We start from the raw sequence: 255 nt of genomic DNA, 5'->3' as shown, positions 1-255 counted from the left end.
ACTGAAACATCTAAGTACCCGGAGGAAGAGAAAGCAAACGCGATTCCCTGAGTAGCGGCGAGCGAAACGGGATTAGCCCAAACCAGGAGGCTGCCTCCTGGGGTTGTAGGACACTCTATACGGAGTTGCAAAGGAACGAGGTAAATGAACAGGTCTGGAAAGGCCGGCCAAAGAAGGTAAAAGCCCTGTAGTTGAAACTTCGTTCCCTCCAGAGTGGATCCTGAGTACGGCGGGACACGAGAAATCCCGTCGGAA

At 52.9% G+C, this 255-nt stretch carries 1 rRNA gene; it reads left to right on the top strand.

From position 1 onward, the window contains the following. Positions 1–255: ribosomal RNA gene (locus M3205_RS25460) — 23S ribosomal RNA — on the top strand; the annotation flags it as partial.

Source organism: Cytobacillus firmus (genome assembly GCF_023715565.1).
In the GTDB taxonomy this organism is placed as follows: Bacteria; Bacillota; Bacilli; order Bacillales; family Cytobacillaceae; genus Cytobacillus; species Cytobacillus firmus_C.
The sequence above is the reverse complement of the archived record's forward strand: the minus strand, read 5'-3'. Positions and strand labels throughout refer to the sequence as shown.